The sequence below is a fragment of the uncultured Winogradskyella sp. genome (assembly GCF_947498345.1).
Lineage (GTDB): Bacteria > Bacteroidota > Bacteroidia > Flavobacteriales > Flavobacteriaceae > Winogradskyella.
On the sequence record NZ_CANMJY010000009.1, the window covers coordinates 1 to 23543 of the forward strand.

Genomic DNA, 23543 nt, shown 5'->3' on the forward strand with positions numbered 1-23543 from the left:
ACTAAAGATACCTCCTGTATCACCTGTTATTGTGACTGTACCACCATCACAGGTAGGTGTTACTGTGAATGATGGGTCGTCTTGAATTAAAACAGTGAATGTTAATGTAAAGACATCTGGACACGCACCTGCAGTAGTGTATTGAACTACATAAGGTAATCCTGAAATAGCTCCAGTTACTTCACCTGTAGCAGGATCAATATTTACTCCTACTCCAGGAAAACCAGTAAATTCAAATACTCCACCTGGTGTAGCTAGAGGATTATTTACCGTGGCACCATCACAGGTAGGAGTAACATCGAATGTTGCATCATCAAGTGGATTAACAACAATTTCTAATGTTGTCGAAGATGCACATTGATCATTATCTGGAGTAAATGTATAAGTTGTTGTAACCATATTATTTAAAGCGGGACTCCAACTTCCTGTAATTCCATTGTTTGAGGTGCCAGGAAGAGGGTCTAGGCTTTCTCCTTCACAGATTGGATTTATGGCATCAAAAACAGGTGTTTCAATAGGTAATATATTTATTGTAAAGTCTTCAGTAATTATTTCCCCACATTCATCAGTTATAGTAACTGTATAGGTTGTGTTTGTAGTCGGTGAAAAAGTCGGATTTGGGATGTTAGGATTACTTATACCTGTTGTTGGACTCCAAGAATAACTAACGGCTCCTTCGTATGTAGCATCAACAGAATCTAAAGTTGTGCCGTTACATATTGATTGATCTTCTAAAAAAAAGTCGTCAATAAATGTAAGTCTTTTAAAGCACAGTTGCTGTACATTAACTGCACCTCCTGTTGAACCCACAAAACCAAAATAAATATCTGACGTACCTCCAAAAATAGTATTTACAAAATCTTGAGAATAGATAATTCGCTCATCACAATCAAAAAACACACTTAAGGTCTGTGTATTTGCTCGCCATAAAACTTTGACCTCATGAAATTGTCCATCTTCTATATTGTTCGAGGTTAGTGAAGCATTAATTGGACCTGCTAAATTAGTGGGACTAGTGTGACTTACATTACCATTAGATATTAAAGCTATATGGTCACTAAACGGGTCGCCATTTTCGCCATTTTGCCATGTATCAAACTCTATAGCTAGGTTGTTGTTTATTCCTTGATAAGCTAATCCACCACCAGAATTACCAACTTCTGGTGTTGAAGACGTTTTAAAAACCAAAACAATTCCATCAGCTCCATTAGCATCATTACTACCCATGTTAAGATCAAAAATCATGTCGAAATCTGAATTAAAATCGATAGTATTTTCATACCAAACCGCTCCCCTTTGGTTATTTATAGCATTTGTAATTCGATAACAATCACCACCAAGCGAAATAGCATCTTCTACAAATGTTGGGTTAAGTTGAGCTGAGGATAAATTAAAACAGAATAGGCAAATAAAAACCACTAAATATTCAAGTTTTATAAGTTTTCGATATAGCATTTTTAATACCATAATCATATAATTAATTAAGTGGTTTTTCAAAGTAGTTTAAATTATTTCACATAAAAATTTAACACTGTAGAACTATATTAAGTAAATCTGAAAATTAACTCCTAATGCTTTATGCGCTAAAGGAATGAGAAAAATTATGAAAAACTTAAGATCTAAGCAATGTTTTTACACGTTTAAATATATAGATAAATTTGTGTAACGTTGATTGTTTTTCGACGATAAGGTATTTAAATCTGCTTTTGTATAGCAATTGTATAGTATATGGATAGATTAATCAGACATTTTAAGCAAAATAAAATAAAATCTTTAGTGATTTTTGTTTTGGCTATTGCTTATTATTTCTGTTTACCTAAGCAATTATTTAAAGATCCTACCGCAACCGTTATTACTAGTAGTAAAAATGAATTGTTGGGTGCCTTAATTGCAGATGATGGACAATGGAGATTTCCAGAAAGCGATAGTATTCCAGATAAATTTAAGGTATGTATTCTTCAGTTTGAAGATGAATATTTTTATAAGCACCCTGGGTTTAATCCTATTTCAATTTTTAAAGCCTTAAAACAAAACATAAAATCGGGTTCTGTAAAACGCGGAGGAAGTACTATAACGCAACAAGTGATTCGTTTGTCTAGAAAAGGAAAATCGAGAACTTATATTGAAAAACTTAAAGAAATTATCTTAGCCACAAGACTTGAATTGAGGTTGTCAAAAGAAGATATTTTAAACTTATATTCTAGTCATGCCCCTTTTGGAGGTAATGTAGTTGGTATTGATGCTGCGTCTTGGAGATACTTTAACCGTAATGCTCACAGTTTATCTTGGGCAGAAAGTGCTACACTCGCAGTATTACCCAATGCACCAAGTTTAATCTACCCAGGAAAGAATCAAAAAAAATTACTAGATAAGCGTAATCGTTTATTAAAAAAACTTTTTGAAAAAGGTACAATTGATAAGTTAACCTATGAATTATCAATTGCTGAAAGTTTACCTCTAAAGCCTTATCCTTTGCCTCAAATCGCTCCGCATCTGCTTCAAAAAGTAGCGAAGGAAAATAAAGGAGAACGGATTAAAACAACAATTAAAGGATCATTGCAAAAGCAAGCAAACGGCATTGTAAAACAACATTACAATCTATTAAAGCAAAATGAAATTTATAATATTTCAGTATTAGTTTTAGATGTTAAGACACGAGAGGTTTTAACTTATATTGGTAATTCACCTACTGATAAGGAGCATCAAAACAGTGTTGATATCATTAACAAGCCTAGAAGCACAGGTAGCATTTTAAAACCTTTTCTATATGCATCAATGCTCGATGCTGGTGATTTATTACCAAACACCTTGATTGCTGATATCCCAACACAATTTGGAAGTTATCAACCCGAAAATTTTAATCAATCTTATGATGGGGCAGTCCATGCCAATGAAGCATTATCGCGTTCATTAAATGTGCCTGCTGTACGAATGCTTCAAGATTTTGGTTTAGACCGTTTTTATCATTACCTGAAGCAATTAAAGTTAAAAGATTTAAAGTATAATGCCAATCATTATGGTTTATCTTTAGTGTTAGGAGGTGCAGAAAGCAATCTTTGGGATTTGTGCAGAAGTTATGCAGCTATGGCATCGACCTTAAATCATTTTAACGAAAATTCGAGTCAGTATTTTACTGAAGAATTTATTCAACCTATATATGATTCTGAATCTAGTATTGATTTTGGTGAACTGACCAATGAGAAAACTATTTTTGATGCGGCTTCTATATATCTTACGTTTGAAAGTATGAAGCAAGTTAACCGACCAGAAAGTGATGAAAGTTGGGAGTTCTACGATTCCTCGCAAGATATCGCATGGAAAACAGGAACTAGTTTTGGCTTTAGAGATGCTTGGGCAATTGGGACTACTAAAAATTATGTAGTTGGTGTATGGGTAGGTAATGCAGATGGTGAAGGAAGGCCAGGTTTAGTTGGTGTACAAACGGCAGCTCCAATTTTGTTTGATGTATTTGACATATTGCCCAATAGTGAATGGTTTGCAAAACCTTATGATGAAATGATAGCGGTGAGTATTTGCAAAAAGAGTGGTTATAGAGCCTCTGCAATCTGTGATGACACTGAGCGGCGATATATTCAAGTCAGCGGCCAAAAAACAAAGCCGTGCCCATTTCATCAATTGGTACATTTAGATACTACAAAAAAATTTCAAGTTAACTCGTCCTGTGAAGCTGTTTCGAGTATTAATAATACACCTTGGTTTGTCTTACCTCCATTACAAGCTTATTATTTTCAGAATAAAAATCCATTTTACAAACCACTTCCTCCGTATCGCAAGGATTGTATTAAAGCTTCGGTTATCTCCATGGAATTTATATACCCTAATCAGCAAAGTACTGTTTTTCTTCCTAAAGATTTTGAAGGTAACACCAATGATTTAGTCTTAAAAGTGGCACATTCTAAACCAGAGTTGGAGTTGTATTGGTATATTGACAATAAATTTGTTGGTAGCACAAAAGATATTCATGATATGGCTGTCTTATCTTCTGGAGGCGAACACATTATTACAGTAGTGGATGCCCTAGGTAATGAGTTGAAACATAAAATTACGATTTCGGAGTAATCTTATTCATCATCAAATCCCTATTTTTGTAATCTAAATTTTATAAAATGGAAACCTTACAATTTTTACATTCGGGCTGGGCTTATTTGGTTTTACTTGTATTAATACTCGCAACGGTTAACGCACTTATCAAATTCTTTGGCGATAAAGAGTTTGATGCTAAAGACTTTAGAATTTCTTTGTTTGCATTAATTACTATGCATATTCAGCTATTGCTAGGTATTATACTATTTTTCTCTAAAGATTATTTTAGTACAATAAGTGAAGTAGGCGGTATGGGAGAAGTTATGAAAAATTCAGCATTAAGAAACCTTATTGTTGAGCATCCGTTAACTATGATTATTGCAGTTGCCTTAGTAACTATTGGTTATTCTAAGCATAAGAAGAAATTAGTATCTAAACCAAAATTTAAAGTGTTGGCTATTTTTTACACTTTGGCTCTAGTACTAGTTCTGGCAAAAATTCCATGGAACCTATGGTTCTAAAAAAGTAAAAAGGCGCAAATTTTAATTTGCGCCTTTTTTTATAACTCGAGGTTTAAGGATTAATCCTCAACTTTTTCGTCGTCTTCTTTTACCTCTTTTATAAGATAAACATATACTGGAAAATGATCACTAAAACCACCTGTAAAGCCACCATTAGCAAAACTTCTTAAAGGATAACCCTTGTAGCGTCCACGTTTGTTAAACATATATGCAGGATTATATATACCAGCTTTCCAGAATCTAAATGATGAATAATCATTTTCTAATAAAGGCTGTGTCATCATTATCTGATCAAACAAGCTCAAAGCATCTCTATAGGCTGTAGTTCCCCAACCTTTTTCTGTAAACATCTTTTCGTACGGATTATAGATTCCTTTTAATGGTACATCTTTCTTTTCTTTCTTTGCCTTTAGAACCTTCTTTACACTTTCGTTTGTAGGATCATCGTTTAAATCTCCCATAGTAAAGATTTTAGCATATGGGTCTATAGATTGCAAAGAATCGATAATGCGCTTATTTAGTTTTGCTGCACCAACACGTTTAGATCGGCTTCGGGCTTCACCACCACTACGAGAAGGCCAGTGATTAACAATAATGTGTATTAAATCTCCATCTAATTTACCCTTAACCAATAATTGATCTCTTGTGAAAACCCGTTTTCTTGTAACATCATCATATATCAATAATTCGTGAGCACTAGAATCTATAGGTTCAAACAATGCTTTTTGGTAAAGCAATGCTACATCTATACTTCGTTTATCTGGACCATCGTAATGAATAATTCCATAATCCTTACCTAGAAGTAAAGGGTCATTTACTAAATCTTCAAGAACTTTTCTGTTTTCAATTTCACAAACGCCAATAACAGCAGGAGCATTGTTGGCCTTGTCAGCACCAATATCTGCAATAACCCTAGCCATATTCTTAACTTTTTGTTTGTAAATTTCAGAACGATTAGCTTTCATTTCCATTATTGGACTAGCCTCATCAAATTTTAAGGGGTCATTGATGGTGTCAAATAAATTTTCTAAATTGTAAAACGCAACAGTATGAATTTTAAAGCGTTTTTCTTCTTGTGCATAAACGTTAGAAATACAAGCTATAGCTAGCAAGAAGAGTAGTGGTTTTAATATTTTCATGATTGATATATTATCTAATTGTTATATCCAAAGCAAATTGCTTGCCAAAAGTATGTAATTATTATAAATGATGTACATTTGCACGCCTCAAATAAACATAATTTAACTTACAGTAACAATCAATATTAAAATTAGGCATGAAAAAAAGTTTTTTACTCTTTCTGTTCACTATCGCCTTTTCTTTAACAGGTTTCGCACAACAAACCATTGTTAAAGGAAGTGTTTTGGATGGAACTACAGGAGAACCAATTCCTGATGTAACAATTACTATTGAAGAAACCGGACAAACCCAAAAGACGGATGGAAAAGGTGAATTTAGTTTCACTTCTAACGTTCCACTTGGTGAACAGGTTCTTAAAATTGAAAAAGTAGGCTATGTTACAAAACGTTACCCTATCGTTGTAAACGAAGGTCAGACCGTAGATATTAGTGGTATGACATTAGATTTTGACACGAGTGACAAAAAAGATTTATTCACTATTTCTATCTCGGATGCCAATCTGAATAGTGAAGATGATGGTTTAACAGATAACATCTCTGGTCTACTACAGGCATCTAGAGATGTATTTCTTAGTGCGGCAGCATTTGATTTTAGTGCTACATTTTTTAGACCAAGAGGTTTAGATAATGCCAACGGAAAGGTACTTATCAATGGTGTTGAAATGAACAAACAATTTAATGGGAGACCACAATGGGCTAACTGGGGAGGATTGAACGATGTTCAACGTAACCAGGAATTCTCTATGGGAATGTCTGCAAACGACTACAACTTTGGTGATTTAGCAGGAACCAACAATATTGTAATGCGTGCTTCGAAATACAGAAGAGGCGGTCGTATATCTTATGCGTCGGCTAACAGAAGCTATCAAGGTAGAGTAATGGGGAGCTACAGTTCTGGTCTATTAGAAGGAGGTTGGTCTTATTCTGTATTAGGCTCGAGACGTTTTGGTGAAGAAGGTTATATCGATGGAACATTATACGATGCAAATTCTCTTTTTGTAGCTGTTGAAAAACAAATCAATGATAAGCATAGTATAAACTTTACAGGTATATATGCACAAAACAGACGTGGTCGTTCTACAGCAGTTACTCAAGAAGTAAATGACTTAAAAGGACGTAGATATAATCCATTTTGGGGGATTCAAAATGGTGATATACGTAATTCTAGAATACGCGAAACCAATGAGCCAATTCTAATGTTAAATCACTTTTGGGATATCTCTTCTAAAGTAAAATTGAATACTAATGTTGCCTACCAATTTGGTGAAATCGCCAATACTAGAATTGACAATGGAGGTACTAGATTAGTAACTATAAATGGGGAAGATGCATACTTAGGTGGTGCACGTAACCCAGACCCTACATACTATCAAAACTTACCGAGTTTCTTTTTACAAGATGCTAATCCAACAGCTTATGATTACCAACAAGCTTATTTAGCTGAACAAGCTTTTCTTGATGATGGTCAATGGGACTGGAATGCACTTTATCAAGGTAATGCAACCCTTAGAGCTCAAGGAGGCAACTCATTATATGCATTACAAGCTGATGTTGTAAAAGATCAACAACTCACATTTAATTCTATTTTAGACGCTGAATTGGCAGATAATATTAGGTTAAATGCGGCATTAAATTATAGAAGTTTAAAAAGTGAAAATTTTGCACGTGTCGAAGATTTATTGGGTGGTACGGGTTACCTTGATGTAGATTTCTTTGCAGAAGAAAATGACAATTCTACTATTAGTGATGAAGTGGCTGCAAATCTAGCACAAAGTAATGTTAGAAACCCAAATAGAATTGCCAGAGAAGGTGATCGTTATAAGTATAATTACGAGATAGATGCTGATGTTATCAGTGGTTTTGCCCAAGCACAGTTTAAATACAATAAGATTGATTTTTATGCTGGTGTAAGTCTTTCTCAAACAACATATCAAAGAACAGGTATTTATGAAAATGGATTTTTCCAAGGAGGAGGTAACGACGGTTCTTTTGGTAAAAGTGATAAGTTAGATTTTTCTAATTATGGTGTTAAAGGAGGCTTTACCTATAAGGTTACAGGTAAACATTTAATTGATGTTAATGCAAGTTACTTTACTAAAGCACCATCGATTAGAAACTCTTTTAGTAATGCAAGACAATCTAATGCTAAAGTCATAGGTCTAGAAAGTGAGAAAGTTCAATCTGTAGATGTTAGTTATATCTTTAGATCTCCAATTGTTAAGGCCAGAGTTACTGGTTTTTATTCAGGATTCCAGGATGGCTCAGATATAGGCTTTTATTTTACTGAAGACCTAGCAGGCTTAGGAGTAGATAGAGGTGATGCCTTTGTACAAGAGGTTTTAACTAATATTGAACGTAGACATGTTGGTGTAGAAATAGGAATTGAAGCCCAAGTAACGCCTACAATTAAATTAAAAGGCGCTGCTTCAATTGGTCAATATACATTTCAAAACAACCCAGACTTATATTTAACAAGTGTCGATTTCCAAAATAGAAGTGATATTGACTCAGAAGTAAGATTTGGTGATGGTACTACGCAATTAGATGGTTACCATGTTGCTGGTGGTCCTGAGCGAGCTTTTCAGGTTGGTTTTGAATACAGAGACCCTGATTTTTGGAATATAGGTGTAACGAGTAACTTCTTTTCTAACGCTTATGTAGATGTTAGTAATTTAGCAAGATCAGCTAACTTTTCATCAGATTTCGATGGTAATACGTTTAATGATTACGATCCTGTTGTCGCTAAAGAACTCTTAAAACAAGAACAGTTTGACGATTATATGCTCGTTAATATTATAGGAGGAAAATCTTGGAAAATAAAAGATTACTTCGTAGGTTTCTTTGCTACTATAAATAATGTGTTTAACGAGGAATATAGAACGGGTGGTTTTGAGCAATCACGTTTAGCTAATTTCCGTCGTTTACAAGAAGATAAATCTAGAGATAATGGCCCTGTATTTGGTCCTAGATATTTCTTTGGAAATGGTACTACATACTACCTTAACGTATATGTAAGATTTTAAAAAAGCTATGTTAGAACAAAATAAAATTAAAAAAATGAAAACTTTAAAAATTAACAAATTAATACTACTTCTTATAGGTTTAGTAGTATTTAACGCTTGTGTACAAGATGATGAGTTTAGTACACCTAACACTTCTGTTACGGAGCCAGATTTAGATGGTGATGTTATAGAGATAACTTCTATTGCTGGAGATGTAGCCCAACTTCATGGTGGTGGAATTGATTATGATAATGATGAAGATTTTGTGCTCTATGACAATGATGCACAAACAGAATTTGTTCAAGGGTATGTTGTATCTTCTGATGAAGGAGGAAACTATTTTGAAGAAATTATAATTCAAAATAATCCTGAAAATCCAACTGTTGGGATCAAGGTTTTAATTGATGTTAACCCATTATTTGTAAGATATGAAGTGGGTCGAAAAGTGTATGTAAAGTTAAACGGGTTATATGCAGGTATTTCAAACGGTGTTTTAACACTTGGTACACTTGATGGTGAGCGAATTGGTAAAATTCCTTCTGCTCAAGAGAATGACGTAATATTTAGATCTGCTGAACAAGCAATGATAGTACCTATGCCTTTAGGTATTGAAGATTTTACTAATAACAGAACTAATTTAATGATTGAATTACAGGATGTACAATTTAACAGAGAGCAAGCAACAGGTGACAACCCTTTGAGCTACGCTTCTGAAGCATTTGATGAATTTGATGGTGAGCGTATATTAGAAAGTTGTGCTGGCCCTGCTACATCAACGTTTAGTACAAGTACATTTGCTGATTTTAAAGGCTTAACTTTACCATCAGGTAGAGGTAGTATGACAGCTGTTTTAACTAAAGATTTCTTTGGTGAGGTATTTAATGTTGTTGTAAACTCTCCTGAGGATATTAATTTTGAAGATGTAGAACGTTGTGATCCTTTTGATATTAACGATTTTGATATTGTATATGAAGAAAATTTCACAGATGGACTTACAGGTTGGGAGGTTGTAAATACTGTTGGAACACGTCAATGGCAAGCTAATGATTTTGATGGTGAGTTTTATGCCAGAGGCTCTGCTTTTTCAGGTGGAACAATATTGCAAATGGTAAGCTGGTTAATATCTCCATCCTTTGATTTTGATGCTCAAGCTGATGAGTCATTAGTTTTAGAAATAGCTGATGCTTTTAGCAATGGAGATCCTTTAAGAGTATATTATTCTAATGATTATGTTTCTGGGAATGACCCATCAACTGCTACTTGGACAGAAATCGGTACAGATCAAATCCTTGCATTACCAGTTAACACAGGCTTTTTTGATAATGAATATGACCAAACAGATTTGATTGATTTATCTGGTGTTACTGGCGATGCGGTTATTGCCTTTGTTTACGACAGTAACAATGCTACAGTATCTACTACTATTGATTTGAGCGATGTTAAGATATTAACTCCTCAATAAAAAATAAGAACGGAATTAAATTAAAAAACCAACTCAAAAGAGTTGGTTTTTTAATTTAATAACCTATGAGTTACTATATTATAACAGCGTATAAAATAGCAGTATTTAATGTTAGACACTTTCTATATCACCATCTTTAATTACTATAAAAAGAGAATAAAAAAACGTAGCCTTGTTTTAGCAATGCTCTATATTAATTTTTTAGAGCTTGCTATTATCCTTGCATTAGGTACTTTCTTTATGGCATTTGCTAACCAAATGCGCCTCATAACAATGTCTATAATTAAATTTTGGATGTTTTTTACTGTAATTGCAGCGGTAGTAATTTTCAAAAACTGGATGCGTTATAATGGTAAAAAACGAAATATCCTTAATGCTAAATTAAAGGCCAAACCAGCCTCTATATATCTTTTGTGGTTTTTACCTTTTGGGTGTTTGATTATAGCTTATACCTTATTTCAAGTGCTATAATGTTTTCTACAATAAAAAGCGCTATCCTTTTTAATAGGATAACGCTTTTTATCTATTTGTAAAAAGTTTTCTTCTTATTCCGATTTTTTAGCCTCTGTACAACAGGCTTTTTTACATTCTTCTGAGCAAGCCTTTTTCTTTGCTTCAGATTTATTGGCACAGCAAGATTTATCACAATTTGCTTTACAGGCTTTTTTTACATGACCTTCAAACTCATCAACAATCTTAATGTCTTTTACTTTGTATATGTCAGCGACATTAGTTACTGCTTCTTCTAAAGATTTTGGAGTAACTTTAGCTTCATCATACTCGACCATTGCCAATCGTTTATCAAAATCTACCTTAGCTGTTTTTACACCTTCCATTTTTGCCATCTTCTTTTCAATGGTTTTGGCACAACCCATTGCACAGGTCATTCCCTCAATACCAAACTCTACTTTAGCATAAGTAGCATTGGGGTCTAAAGCTTGAGAAACATCTTTTTCAGCAACTTCTAGATCTACAGTTTTAACTTCTGGTTTAACTTCATTTTTACATGAAGAAAATACCAAAGCCATAACTACGATAATACATATATTCTTAAATGTGTTCATGGATTTATTTAATTTTGGCTAAATCTAATAAATATTGATGTTTTTGCATAAGAATTAACGATTTTTGTGATTCTTTTACATAGTTTTTGTATGAAAAACCCTAGTATCAAGTGGATTTACCTTTTATTATTATCTGTAATTTGGGGAAGTTCTTTTATCTTAATTAAGAAATCACTTTTGGGTCTCACACCATATCAATTAGGTGCTTTAAGGACTATAATTACCGGTATTATTCTTTTAATTTTTGGTTATTCTAAATTAAAAGGTATTCCTAAATCTAAATGGAAATGGTTATTAATTTCTGGGTTATTAGGATCGTTTTTTCCTGCGTTCTTTTTTGCAATTGCGGAAACAGAAATTGATAGTGCTGTAGCGTCAATATTAAATTCTCTGGTACCTTTAAATACTATTTTATTAGGTTTTACGGTATTTAAAATTGCTTCTACTAAGCGTCAGGTTTTAGGCGTAATAATTGGTTTTATAGGTACGGCGATTTTAATATTTAAAGGATCTGAGTTGAATCCTAATCAAAATTATTTATATGCAAGTTTTGTTATTGCTTCTACTTTAATGTATGCTGCAAATGTAAATATTATAAAACGGTATTTACAAGATGTAAAACCTTTGGCAATAGCTGCTGGCAACTATGTTTTTATTATTATCCCAGCATTAGTTATTCTTCTATTTACAGACTTTTTTACTGTTGAGCGTCTTAATAATTCTAATTTGCCTTATGCCTTAATCTATGTTATTATTCTCTCAGTTTTTGGAACAGCATTAGCTAAAGTAGTCTTTAATAAATTGGTACAGATATCTACACCAGTTTTTGCATCTTCTGTGACTTATGTTATGCCTATTATAGCTTTAATTTGGGGAATTTTAGATGGTGAGACTTTTAGTTTTATACAAGGTTTAGCAGCATTACTGATATTAATAGGGGTTTACTTATCTCATAGGCGTAAAGCATAAAAAAACCGAAGCGAAAGCTTCGGTTTTTTTATTAATTAAAAAGAAGGATTTAGTTAAAATCCTCTGCAGTTACACCTTCATTTATTTTTACTTCTGTTGTGTCAAAAGTAAATGATTGAGGTCCTACAGTAACTTTCTTAGTGTAAGGTATCATTATACCATTAACATCTTTGTAATTAGAGTAATCAGTAATATTAGTAATTGATTGCCCTTGCGCTTCAACTGTTTCTTCAGTTCTTACTAAATAACCTGTTTTAACATCATAATATCTGTAAGATGTATTATCGTCTTTAGTAACTTTAATTTTATAGACATCAATTCCGTCTATTGTAGTTTTGCTGTCTAATTCAATAGTTGAAGGTTCCATGTATAATTCACCAAACAATCCTTTGTTTGCTTTTCTTGAAGATAACTCTTTGTCCTCCATTGGAATTTTTCTTCCTTGTTGTTCCATGTAACCACTCTCACCATCAAAATTTTGCTTCATTAATGTTCCCATACCTTCAGCAACAACTTCCATTTTAAACTTATTAGGTGCCATTTGCTTTGTAGTAGCTTTTGGCTTAAATGGGGCTCCTGGTATTGTCATATCTGCAATAACTAGAGTAGAATTAACTTTTCTTAAGTTGTCCTCACCTCCAACTGCTTTTACATAATTTTTAATTACGGTTTGTGCAGTTAATCCTTCTGGTAATGGTTTAGAGAACACAGGTTTCTCAGTCTTATTTGCATATGCATCATAATACATTATAGGAATACCTGTTTTTTCTAAATTTTCTAATACGTCACTTCCTTTTCCTACTACAACGATACGTGCATTTTCTGGTTTAAAGTGTTTATTAGCTACACGCATAACGTCTTCCTTGGTTACTGCGTTAATCTTTGAAAGATATGTAGCATAAAAGTCCTCAGGTAGATCATTCAATTTAACTCTTAACGCATAATTGGCAATAGTTTGTGGACGCTCTAAAGCTAAAACAAAATCACCTACATACTTAGCTTTTGCATTTGCGAGATCTTTAGAATCTACAGGCTCATTTTTGATTCTATTAATTTCTTTAAGCGTTTCTACTACAGCGCTATCAGTTACCATATTTCTAACAGATGCACCAGCGGTAAAGCGAGAAGCATTCCATCTACTTGTACTGATGTTAGAACGCGCTCCATAGGTATAGCCATGCTCCTCACGAAGATTCATATTTAAATAACTACCAAAACCGCCACCTAATATTTTATTAGCTATTAATACAGCATGATAATCATCATCATTCATTTTAAAATCCACATTATTAGTCAATGAAATATTAGACTGTACCGCATTTGGCATGTCTACAAAATTAACCTGTGTGTATTGTGCATTAGGGCTAGGTTCTGGTATTGTAATATCTACACCTGCAGATTTTTCCCATTTACCAAAATTTGCCTTAATCTGACGTTTTACTTCACTTATGTCAACATCACCTACAACTACTAAATAGGCATTGTTTGGGTTAAAGTATTTTTCGTAGAATGCCAATACATCACCAAACTCAATATTGTTTACAGTTTCTTCGGTAACAAATTCACCTCTAGGATGATTTTTCCCATAAGATAATGCTCCTCCAACTCTTCCTGCTACAGCATCTACGCTCTTTTCTTGAGATTTTAAACTCTCAATAAGTTTTTCTTTTTCTTTTTCAAACTCTTCTTTAGTTAGTAATGGGTTGATAGCTGCATCAGCCATTAACTCAATAATTCTATCAGAGTATTTAGATAAAGAACTCGCGAAAGCTCCTTGAGCTCCAAAATTTAAATTAGCTCCTAAAAAATCGATTTCATCATTAAATTCATCTTTAGGAACATTGGTAGTTCCATTACCCAACATTGACCCTAGAATACTAGATACACCAGCTTTTTCACCTTCAGCAATTGGCTTATTATCAATTGTTAAAGAATAAGATGCTCTAGGTAATTTATGATTTTCTACCACTAAAACTTCAATTCCGTTATCTAATTTAAATTCGCCTGGCTTCTCTAATGTTATTTTAGGAGCTGGACCTGGTTCTGGTTGTTTAGACCTATCTATTTGTGCATTTACACCTACTGCCATTAAAAACAATACAATAAATGCTGATACTTTAGTTTTCATATTACTATTAATTTTTATTTTATTGATCATCTTTCTTTGGTGAATACTCGAGTATTAAACGTTGGTTTGGGTTTAAATACTTCTTAGCAACGTCTCTAATTTCTTCTCTTGTGATAGAGCGATAAATGTCAATTTCATTATTAATTAAATTTACATTATCATACAACATGTAATAACGTGCTAAAGAATTAGCAATACCAGAAACACTAGAATTAGAGTTTACAAATTGATTCTCAAATTGATTTTGAAGTTTTTGATAATCACGCTCGGAGATTAATTCTGATTGCATTTTAGCAACCTCTTCATCCATTTCTGTGATTAAAGTATCGAGAGATATATCTCCTAATGGTAATGCAAATAAAGCATAAAGTCCATAATCTTCTTGACTTAAGTTAACGGCCTGAACTGCTAAAGCTTGTTTTTGTTCATCAACTATCTTCTTGTATAATACAGAACTCTTTCCGCCACTTAGATAACTAGAAATCATATCAAGGACATAAGCATCTCTGTCTTTAAAAGAAGGTGTTCTGTATGCTGCAATTACTGCTGGAATTTGAATATTAGGATCATAAGCCTTATCTCTCATAGATTCTGTAATTGGTTCTTCTCTAGGAAGATCTCTGGTTACTTCTTCTCCTCTTGGAATTGGACCGAAATAATCCTTAATCATTTTCTTAACCTCAGCTTTATCAATGTCTCCAGCAACAACTAAAACGGCATTATTTGGCACATAATATTTTTTATTGAAAGCCTGAAACTCTTCTAAAGTTGCAGCATCTAAGTGCTCCATTTCTCCAATAGTGGTTCCTTTGTATGGATGAACTTTAAACATACGCTTCTTAACTTCAGCCAAAATATTTCCATAAGGCTGATTATCTACACGTAATCTTTTCTCTTCTTTTACCACTTCGTTTTGTGTATCTACACCTATTTGGTTTATAACAGGGTGCAATAGACGTTCGGACTCCATCCAAAGACCAAGTTCTACACTGTTAGAAGGAAATACTTCGTAATAGTAAGTTCTGTCGTCTGTAGTATTTGCATTATTGCTACCACCATTAGAGGTTACAATATTAAACCATTCTCCGCGAGGAATATTTTCTGTTCCTTCAAATAATAAGTGCTCAAAAAAGTGAGCAAAACCTGTACGCTCTGGATCTTCGTCTTTAGCACCAACATGGTACATTACTGAAACCGTTACTACAGGAGCCGAATGGTCTTGATGCAAAATAACATGCATTCCATTATCTAAATCGTACTCCTCAAATTCTACTTGTTGCGCATTGGAATGAAACCCAATAAGCAACAAAAGCGCTAGAGTAAATAAGCTTTTTTTCATTATTAATAGTGTTTAAATTTTAAAATTATTTTAGTGTATGTCTAAGCTACATGCATATTGTTACACAAAGCCTTGCAAAAATAAGGAATCATTAGTCTTTTTTAACATAATAAAATGTGAAAACTCAATTTAAAGTGACTCAATATTAAATTCCTAAGGTTCAATCCCTTCGAAATTCGATGAGAAACTGCCCGAAAAGCCTTAAAACGTTTGTAGATTACGAATTTAGGAGTATATTTGCATCCGCTTTCTGAGAAAAGCACATTGTAATTTATAAACAAATAAATAAAAACGTTACGCTATGTACGCAATTGTAGAGATAGCAGGGCATCAATTTAAAGTTGAAAAAGACCAAAAAGTTTTTGTTAACCGTTTGTCTACTGAAGAAGGTAAGAAAGTTTCTTTCGATAACGTTCTTTTAATAGGAAATGGTAACGATGTTACTTTAGGCGCCCCAGCTATAGACGGAGCACAAGTAAGTGCTAAAGTCTTAAAACACCTTAAAGGTGACAAAGTAATAGTTTTCAAAAAGAAGAGACGTAAAGGTTACCGTGTTAAGAATGGACACAGACAAGCCTTAACAGAAATCGTTATTGAAGGCATTACTGCTTCTGGAGCTAAAAAAGCTGCACCGAAGAAAGAAACTAAAAAAGCTGAACCTAAAGCTGCTGCAAAGCCAGAAGCTAAGAAAGCTACTGAAAAAGTAGAAGTTACTCAAGATTTAAGCAAAATGACTGTTGCTGAATTAAAAGAGATGGCTAAAGCAAAAGGAATTACTGGTATTTCTTCTATGAAGAAAGCTGATTTAATTGCAGCTTTAAGTTAATTTTAAAAAATCTAAAATCGAAATAAAATGGCACATAAAAAAGGAGTCGGAAGTTCGAAAAATGGTAGAGAATCAGAATCGAAACGCTTAGGTGTTAAGATTTTTGGTGGACAAGCTGCTGTTGCAGGAAACATTATCATAAGACAACGTGGTAACACACATCATCCTGGTGAGAATGTATACCAAGGAAAAGATCATACTTTACATGCCCAAGTTGATGGTATCGTAAAATTTACTAAGAAAAAAGACAACAAGTCTTACGTTTCTATTGAGCCGTTTGAGGCTTAAGAAATAATAGTTCTTATAAAATTTAAACCCTTTCTATTTTAGAGAGGGTTTTTTGTTTATTTTCACTCAAAGCCATAGTAAATCTAATCTCTTTATTAATGTATTGGAATAGAGATTTTTTGGCTTTGTTCTAAACGGTATATTAAACAATATCCATCTTCTTCAACAGGAAACTAGCATTCATGTTTTGGCAAACACCTTGTTTGAGTTTATAATCGAAGAAAAGTTCATCATTTATAATTTCAGCATCAAAGAAATAGTTTTTAACAGCTTCTAATTCGACTTCAATTTTAGTTAAACTTAGATCGTGTGTGGCTATGATACCTGTAGCATTAAGCTTCACTAATTTTTCTACAAATTTTCTAGAACCAATGGCTTTATCTGTGCTATTGGTGCCTTTTAAGATTTCATCGAGGATTACAAAATAGTTTTTGTCTTTTTCAATAGTATCTACAACAAATTTTAGGCGAGTAAGTTCACTAAAAAAATACGAACTATCATCAGTTAACGAATCTGTGGTTCGCATACTTGTAATAAGTTTAATAGGCTTGTACTTACTTTGTTTAGCACAAACGGGTAAACCTACATTAGCCATAACTATATGTAGTGCAACGGTTCTTAAAAAGGTACTTTTACCAGCCATATTTGCTCCGGTAATAATAAAAAACTGTTCTTCATTTAGCTTTAAATTACTGTCAATTCGTTTCTCTGAGTTTAGTAATGGATGCCCTAATTCTTTAGCCGTAATTGTAGTATTTTGCTTAGTTATAATGGGGTAGGTAAACTGCTGATGGTTATACGCATAGTTTCCTAAACTATTAAAGGCATCGAAAAATGTAACGACTTCAAACCAGTCTTCTACCTTATCAGCATATGTGGAAATCCATTGTTCTACATGATAGGTTTGCCTAATATCCCACAGTAAATAGCCATTACCAAAAATGGCAGAAATAAAATTATTTCTATTATCTAGAGCGTCTAAAGTTTTTGAGAATTTCGAAAATATTTGAGAGGCCTTTAAGCTTTTAGATTGTATTTTCTGTTGTTGGGCTTTTAGTAATTGCGATGTAAATTCTTTTTGTTCAATTTGTTCTAATAATAAAGCATATTGTCTAAATGTATCTTTTGTTTTCTCTGTATTTTGAGCAACGTTATTAATCTTCTTTAAATATTTACCTGTAATAGCAAGACCCAAAAGCAACCAATAACCGGCATACTTTATAGGAATGATCTCCATAACACCTAAAAATAGAACAGCAACTGATGCTACGCTAAAACTAATAGTTAACCAATAAAGTGTTGTATTTAAAAATGGTTGGTAATCCTTTAGCCATTTAATTATTGAATTTGCTGAATGCTCTATTTCAACTCCTTGTGCAACTCCAGAATAATGCTGCCTCCATTCTGGCAATGCTGCTAATTCTTTTACAGCTTCTTGTCTGTTCTCAATATTGGAGATATTGTTTGCAAGTAAATGTTTAACAAGTGTTTCTGTTCCTTCTTTAATAGTTGTTCTATTTATAAACTGAAAGAAAGAACCTTTTCCAAATAAATCGATATCTAAACTATAATAATGTTTTGGGTTTTGAAATTGCAAACCAGAAGGTCTATTATGGAAATCGCCTGACGCTATTTTAAGCTCTTCTTCGTTAATTATTGCTAATCTTTTATGCAAAAACCGCTTTGCTTTTAAATCCGTATACCTTGAAAGTAAAAACAAGAAAACAGCGATTCCTATAACAGCTATGATAGTTGCGATTTGCCATTTTTGAAACGTTAAGTAAACACCAAATGCTGCTATTACAAAAATTGAAAGCCTAAGCAGGCTATACAATCCCATTTGTTTGTATATGCGTTTAGATTCAGCTTTATGTTTTTCTAATTGTTCTTTGTAAAATGAATTAGGATTTTGCATTTTTATAATTTACAGTCCGGATGCATCAATAGTATTAAAAACAGCTAAAATAATATTAACGGCATTTTTATAAAACTGTGGCGTGATATCTTCGAAATCGTCTGTTGGCTTATGGTAAGCTTCATGGTCTTCATTTCCAAAATATAAAAAAGGAATTTTTGCTAAATGAAATGGACCATGGTCCGAAGCCATTGTCCAGTTTTGTTTTCCATCAGTCCCATCGTGTCCTTGTAATAATTTGGTTGAGGTCTGGTTTTCAAAATTGTCAATAATCGATTTTAATTTATCATTATACCTTCCGCCAACAACATATAGCTCATCCTTTTGGCTACGACTTATCATATCCATATTTATGTTAAGAATGACCTTGTCTTTTTCTATAGTTTTTACAAAATGTTTAGCTCCTTGTAGCCCTATTTCTTCAGCATCAAATGCTGCCAGAATTACAGAATGATTAGGTGGGTTTTTAATCATGCTTTCTGCAAAGCTGATTAATGCCGAAACACCAGAAGCATCATCATCTGCCCCATTGTATATTATTCCATCGCGTATGCCTAAATGATCGTAATGCGCACTTATAATAATATATTTATCAGGATATTTTGCGCCTTTAATTTCTGCTAAAATATTAACCCCTCGATAACCTTTGTTTCTGGAACTAAACGTGAATGTCTGCTCAAATTTACCATTAAACCCCGAAATGTTTAATGACTTAAACTCATTTATGATGTATGCTCTTGCAGAGTCATTACCTTTTTTACCTGTTTCTCGTCCTTCGTACTTATCAGAGCTTAATTCTTCTAACCGTTCGAGAAGTTTGGCTTCATTAAACGTAGCTTTTTTTGTATCTGTAGTTTGCGCACAGCTATATGTAATAGACAATACACAGAATAATAAAGAAAGTAACTTGTATTTCATGTTAGGGATTTGATTGCTATCAAATAAAAGAAAAATCCTGAGGATTAACTCAGGATTTTTTATAAATATATGTTATAATTTTTAGCCTTTTAAGCTTGCTGCTAAATATTCGCGATTCATACGTGCAATATTTTCTAAAGAAATACCTTTTGGGCATTCTACTTCGCAAGCTCCAGTATTGGTACAGTTACCAAAACCTTCATCATCCATTTGCTTTACCATATTTAGTACTCTATCTGTTGCTTCAACCTGTCCTTGTGGTAATAAAGCAAACTGAGATACTTTTGCAGATACAAATAACATGGCTGACGAATTTTTACAACTCGCTACACAAGCACCACAACCAATACAAGTTGCTGCATCAAATGCCTTATCTGCATTTTCTTTTTTAATAGGAATAGCATTTGCATCTTGTGTATTACCCGAAGTATTTACCGAAATAAATCCACCAGCTTGTTGTATACGATCAAAAGATGTGCGATCTACTACTAAATCCTTAATTACAGGAAATGCTTCAGCTCTCCAAGGCTCTATGTAAATGGTATCTCCATCTTTAAAACTACGCATGTGTAATTGACATACTGTAATTTTGGTTTCAGGACCATGAGCTCTACCGTTAATATATAAAGAACAAGTACCACAAATACCTTCTCTACAGTCATGATCAAATGCTACTGGTGATTCTCCTTTCTCAATTAATTCTTGGTTAAGAACATCTAACATCTCTAAAAAAGACATGTCTGGAGAAATATCACTAATAGGATAATCAACTATTTTTCCTTTATCATTTGCGTTTTTTTGACGCCATATTTTAAGTGTAAGATTCATGCGATTATGAATTTAATGTCTAATATTTTTCTTTTAAAAAGTCTTGACCAACTTGGGTAACATCTACTTCTGTATTCTCAAATTCAATTGGTAAGCCACCAGTTTTTTTCAGAATAAAATTTAAAAGTAAAGCTGCTAATAATGTTACGATAAATATGATAACTCCATAAAAAATTAAAATAAATATTATAGCAAAGATACCACCGCCAAGCATGGCAAAACCACCAACTAAATCTTGAGTAGCACCAACAACTGATGCGATTAACATCATCGGAACAAATATTAATAATATTATAGCCAGATATGTCAATGTTGCAATCATGGCGTATTTAACTGGATCTACGCGTTTTAGCTTTAATTTTAAGATTGAATTATTCATTAATATAATATTATTTGTAGCTCCTTTCTTTTACTTCAATGTTTTTATACTCTAGAGGTTCTTTATGATGAACGGCATCACTAGGTTGTCCTTTATATTCCCATGCTGATACATACTGGTAATCCTTTACACGCAAAGCTTCACCACCTTCAGTCTGATATTCTTCTCTAAAGTGTCCACCAGCAGACTCATTACGTTCTAATGCATCTTTAGCAAATAACTCACCAAGCTCTAAGAAGTCAGCAACGCGACCTGCTTTAGCTAATTCTTCGTTATATTCATGCTCTGTTCCCGGAACAAATACATCTTTATAAAATTCTTCTCTTAGTGAAGCAATCTCAGTAATAGCTTCTTTTAAATCTTTTTCATTACGCGCCATTCCACATTTATTCCACATTATCTTTCCTAAACGTTTGTGGAAATGATCTACAGATTTAGTTCCTTTATTATTGATAAACTTATCGATATCAGCACGGACATTTTTCTCAGCTTCCTCAAATTCTTTTGTGTCTGTTGGAATTTCACCTGTTCTAATATCGTGTGCTAAATAATCACCTATAGTATACGGTAACACAAAGTATCCATCAGCCAGCCCTTGCATTAATGCCGAAGCTCCTAATCGGTTGGCACCATGATCAGAGAAATTAGCCTCTCCTATAGCATATAAACCAGGTACTGTTGTCATTAAATTGTAATCTACCCAAAGGCCTCCCATGGTATAATGAACCGCAGGATAAATCATCATTGGTGTTTCATATGGGTTTTGATCTACAATTTTCTCATACATCTGAAATAAGTTTCCGTACTTATTCTCTACAACTTCCTTTCCTAGTTTTGTAACGATAGCTTTATCATCAACATTTAAGCCTTTTACATAAGCTTGCTCTTTTCCATAACGCTCTATGGCAGAAGCAAAATCTAAGTAAACAGCTTCCCCCGTTTGGTTAACACCATAACCTGCATCACAACGTTCTTTGGCTGCACGAGACGCAACATCTCTAGGGACCAAGTTACCAAAGGCTGGATATCGTCTTTCTAAATAATAATCTCTATCGTCTTCTGCTAAATCTGTTGGTTTTAAACTACCATTTCTAATAGCTTCAACATCTTTTTTATGTTTTGGCACCCAAATACGTCCATCATTTCTTAATGATTCTGACATCAATGTTAATTTAGATTGATGATCACCTGAAACAGGAATACAAGTTGGATGAATTTGTGTATAACAAGGATTAGCAAAGAATGCTCCACGTTTGTGGGCCTTCCAAGCTGCAGTAACGTTAGAACCCATTGCGTAAGTTGAGAGGTAAAATGCATTACCGTAACCTCCAGTTCCTAATACAACTGCGTGAGCTGAATGTCTTTCTATTTCACCTGTTACCAAGTTACGCGCTATAATACCTCTTGCTTTTCCATCTACAATAACCACATCTAACATTTCATGACGTGTATACATCTTAATCTTACCACGACCAATTTGACGATTCATAGCAGCATAAGCACCTAAGAGTAATTGTTGACCAGTTTGACCCTTTGCATAAAATGTACGGGATACAAGTACACCGCCAAATGAACGGTTATCTAAGAGTCCTCCGTATTCTCTAGCAAATGGTACACCTTGTGCTACGCATTGATCAATAATATTTGTTGATACTTCCGCTAGACGATAGACATTGGCTTCACGCGAACGGTAATCACCACCTTTCACAGTATCATAAAACAATCGGTATGTGGAATCACCATCACCTTGATAATTTTTTGCTGCATTAATTCCACCTTGAGCTGCAATTGAATGTGCTCTTCTTGGTGAATCTTGAAAACAAAATGCTTTTACGTTATAACCTAACTCGGCTAAAGTAGCGGCAGCTGAACCACCTGCTAAACCTGTACCAACGATAATAACATCTATAAGACGTTTATTAGCTGGATTTACAAGGTCTATTTTATTTTTATGATTTGTCCACTTGTCCGCTAAAGGACCTTCTGGTATTTTAGAATCTAATATTGACATATTATCTTTTGTTTAGTGGGTGAAATGATGAAATAAAGCTATAAAAACAAACCCTAAAGGCACACCAATAGCATATACTTTACTAAAACCTTTAAGTCCTTTTGTATATTTATTATTAGCTCCGACAGATTGAAAAGCTGAATTAAAGCCATGTAAAAGGTGTAAGCTTAACAGCACGAATGATATTACATAAGCACCCACACGTAATGGATGATGAAACTTATGTACTAGTTCCTCATAGTACCTTAATCCACTTTCAGCATTTGCTGGATCTATAAGACCGCTCATATCACCAACAATATATTTTGTGTTGATTTCAGGAATCCAAAAATCAATAAAGTGTAGTACCATAAATGCTAATACTACAGCTCCAGTTAACAACATATTTCTGCTCATCCATGTAGAGGTTGCAGCTCGACTTGTTTTTGCATAACCAATTTTTCTTGCACTCCAGTTTTTATATTCAAGTATAAAACCCATTACAAAATGAAATAGAACACCAAAAATCAGTACGGGTTGTAAAAGATATTGAATTACCCAAAACGTTCCCATAAAGTGTGAGACATCATTAAATGTATCTGGGCTAAAAACTGAAAGAATGTTAATTGCAAAATGTTGTAATAAAAAAACCATTAGGAAGAGTGCCGAAAGCGCCATGGCAAACTTTCTTCCAATCGACGAATTTAGAATTCCGCTCATTGTAGATCTAA

General features: G+C 33.6%; 19 protein-coding genes. 8 read left to right on the plus strand and 11 right to left on the minus strand.

Translation table 11 applies throughout. The features are described from left to right. Positions 1-1497, minus strand: a 1497-nt coding sequence (locus Q0912_RS12395; protein ID WP_299115523.1) for an L-type lectin-domain containing protein, incomplete at its 3' end; no start/stop codon positions are given. Positions 1498-1728: 231 nt separating this feature from the next. Here Q0912_RS12395 and pbpC point away from each other — a divergent pair. Beyond that, complete coding sequence (pbpC, locus tag Q0912_RS12400) at positions 1729-4080, plus strand: penicillin-binding protein 1C (protein ID WP_299115525.1); 2352 nt, start codon at positions 1729-1731, stop codon at positions 4078-4080. A 47-nt stretch (positions 4081-4127) separates the two neighbouring features. Continuing rightward, positions 4128-4565: a hypothetical protein gene (locus Q0912_RS12405; RefSeq protein ID WP_299115527.1), complete on the plus strand. Its 438-nt coding sequence runs from the start codon at positions 4128-4130 to the stop codon at positions 4563-4565. Between the two features lie 59 nt (positions 4566-4624). Here the strand turns inward: Q0912_RS12405 and Q0912_RS12410 are convergent, their stop codons facing one another. Beyond that, positions 4625-5704 (minus strand): endonuclease/exonuclease/phosphatase family protein, encoded by a 1080-nt coding sequence (locus tag Q0912_RS12410; RefSeq protein WP_299115529.1) that lies wholly within the window; start codon positions 5702-5704, stop codon positions 4625-4627. 137 nt (positions 5705-5841) lie between these two features. Between Q0912_RS12410 and Q0912_RS12415 the strand changes: the two genes are divergently transcribed. From Q0912_RS12415 to Q0912_RS12425, 3 genes are all read left to right on the plus strand, one after another. Further along, positions 5842-8727 (plus strand): carboxypeptidase regulatory-like domain-containing protein, encoded by a 2886-nt coding sequence (locus Q0912_RS12415; protein WP_299115531.1) that lies wholly within the window; start codon positions 5842-5844, stop codon positions 8725-8727. 34 nt (positions 8728-8761) lie between these two features. After that, positions 8762-10168 carry a DUF5689 domain-containing protein gene (locus Q0912_RS12420; RefSeq protein ID WP_299115534.1) on the plus strand — a complete coding sequence of 469 codons (1407 nt, stop codon included), beginning with the start codon at positions 8762-8764 and terminating at the stop codon, positions 10166-10168. Positions 10169-10276: 108 nt separating this feature from the next. After that, entirely contained in the window at positions 10277-10639 is a 363-nt protein-coding gene (locus Q0912_RS12425) for a hypothetical protein (protein WP_299115536.1), read from the plus strand. Positions 10640-10713: 74 nt separating this feature from the next. Here Q0912_RS12425 and Q0912_RS12430 read toward each other — a convergent pair whose 3' ends face one another. After that, a complete protein-coding gene (locus Q0912_RS12430; RefSeq protein WP_299115538.1) occupies positions 10714-11232 on the minus strand; it encodes a heavy metal-associated domain-containing protein in 519 nt (172 codons plus the stop codon). A 90-nt stretch (positions 11233-11322) separates the two neighbouring features. Here Q0912_RS12430 and Q0912_RS12435 point away from each other — a divergent pair, with 90 nt between their 5' ends. Then, positions 11323-12201, plus strand: coding sequence for an EamA family transporter (locus Q0912_RS12435; RefSeq protein WP_299115540.1), 879 nt, complete (start codon positions 11323-11325; stop codon positions 12199-12201). 49 nt (positions 12202-12250) lie between these two features. Here the strand turns inward: Q0912_RS12435 and Q0912_RS12440 are convergent, their stop codons facing one another. Continuing rightward, positions 12251-14329 carry a pitrilysin family protein gene (locus Q0912_RS12440; protein WP_299115542.1) on the minus strand — a complete coding sequence of 693 codons (2079 nt, stop codon included), beginning with the start codon at positions 14327-14329 and terminating at the stop codon, positions 12251-12253. A 19-nt stretch (positions 14330-14348) separates the two neighbouring features. Beyond that, positions 14349-15668, minus strand: coding sequence for a pitrilysin family protein (locus tag Q0912_RS12445; RefSeq protein ID WP_299115544.1), 1320 nt, complete (start codon positions 15666-15668; stop codon positions 14349-14351). A 301-nt stretch (positions 15669-15969) separates the two neighbouring features. Here Q0912_RS12445 and rplU point away from each other — a divergent pair, with 301 nt between their 5' ends. Together rplU and rpmA are read left to right on the plus strand one after the other, a co-directional pair. After that, positions 15970-16494 carry a 50S ribosomal protein L21 gene (gene rplU, locus Q0912_RS12450; protein ID WP_299115546.1) on the plus strand — a complete coding sequence of 175 codons (525 nt, stop codon included), beginning with the start codon at positions 15970-15972 and terminating at the stop codon, positions 16492-16494. Positions 16495-16521: 27 nt separating this feature from the next. Next, positions 16522-16782, plus strand: a complete 261-nt coding sequence (gene rpmA, locus Q0912_RS12455) for a 50S ribosomal protein L27 (RefSeq protein WP_299115548.1) — start codon at positions 16522-16524, stop codon at positions 16780-16782. A gap of 142 nt (positions 16783-16924) precedes the next feature. Here the strand turns inward: rpmA and Q0912_RS12460 are convergent, their stop codons facing one another. The 6 genes from Q0912_RS12460 to Q0912_RS12485 form a co-directional block, all read right to left on the minus strand. Then, entirely contained in the window at positions 16925-18697 is a 1773-nt protein-coding gene (locus Q0912_RS12460) for a DNA mismatch repair protein MutS (protein ID WP_299115550.1), read from the minus strand. Positions 18698-18706: 9 nt separating this feature from the next. Next, positions 18707-19615 carry a M20/M25/M40 family metallo-hydrolase gene (locus Q0912_RS12465; RefSeq protein ID WP_299115552.1) on the minus strand — a complete coding sequence of 303 codons (909 nt, stop codon included), beginning with the start codon at positions 19613-19615 and terminating at the stop codon, positions 18707-18709. Positions 19616-19696: 81 nt separating this feature from the next. Further along, positions 19697-20443: a succinate dehydrogenase/fumarate reductase iron-sulfur subunit gene (locus Q0912_RS12470; protein ID WP_299115554.1), complete on the minus strand. Its 747-nt coding sequence runs from the start codon at positions 20441-20443 to the stop codon at positions 19697-19699. A gap of 19 nt (positions 20444-20462) precedes the next feature. Then, complete coding sequence (locus Q0912_RS12475; RefSeq protein ID WP_299115555.1) at positions 20463-20822, minus strand: hypothetical protein; 360 nt, start codon at positions 20820-20822, stop codon at positions 20463-20465. A 10-nt stretch (positions 20823-20832) separates the two neighbouring features. After that, positions 20833-22833 (minus strand): fumarate reductase/succinate dehydrogenase flavoprotein subunit, encoded by a 2001-nt coding sequence (locus Q0912_RS12480; RefSeq protein WP_299115556.1) that lies wholly within the window; start codon positions 22831-22833, stop codon positions 20833-20835. A 12-nt stretch (positions 22834-22845) separates the two neighbouring features. After that, on the minus strand, positions 22846-23532 hold the full coding sequence (locus tag Q0912_RS12485; RefSeq protein ID WP_299115558.1) for a succinate dehydrogenase cytochrome b subunit: 687 nt from the start codon (positions 23530-23532) through the stop codon (positions 22846-22848). Between the last annotated feature and the right edge of the window lie 11 nt (positions 23533-23543).